Genomic DNA, 425 nt, shown 5'->3' with positions numbered 1-425 from the left:
AGACTGACACTGACCCGCGCCGAGGAGGACGTCATGGCTGACCTGCGATACCAGGACGAGAAGGATGCCTCGCGCTACGCGCTCTACGACGGCGATTCGCTCGTGGCGGTCATCGACTACGCCGACGACGGCTCGACGGTGGCGATGACGCGGGCCTTCACCATCCCGACCTTCCGCGGCAAGGGGTATGCGGGCGTGCTGACCGAGCACGCCATCGCCGACCTCGAGCAGCGTGGCGACCGCAAGGTGAGCCCGGTGTGCTGGTACGTGGCCGAGTGGTTCGAGAAGAACCCGGACCGCGCCGGCATCGTCGCCGCCCGCTGACACCTCTGACAGACGACGGATGCCCCGGATCGCGCTTCGCTGGCGTTCTATCATCGCCGCGGCCAAGGGCTCGACCGCCGCCCCCGCCAGCGGCGAGGCCA

Annotated in this window: 1 protein-coding gene; it reads left to right on the top strand. The window is 69.2% G+C overall.

Annotated elements, in window-relative coordinates; all coding sequences use genetic code 11:
• The first annotated feature begins 33 nt into the window (after positions 1–33).
• On the top strand, positions 34–324 hold the full coding sequence (locus ABT08_RS04930) for a GNAT family N-acetyltransferase (protein WP_045245819.1): 291 nt from the start codon (positions 34–36) through the stop codon (positions 322–324).
• Positions 325–425: the final 101 nt, after the last annotated feature.

Source organism: Microbacterium sp. SCN 71-21 (assembly GCF_001725695.1).
Lineage (GTDB): Bacteria > Actinomycetota > Actinomycetes > Actinomycetales > Microbacteriaceae > Microbacterium > Microbacterium ginsengisoli.
This window is presented reverse-complemented; position numbering and strand designations above follow the sequence as displayed.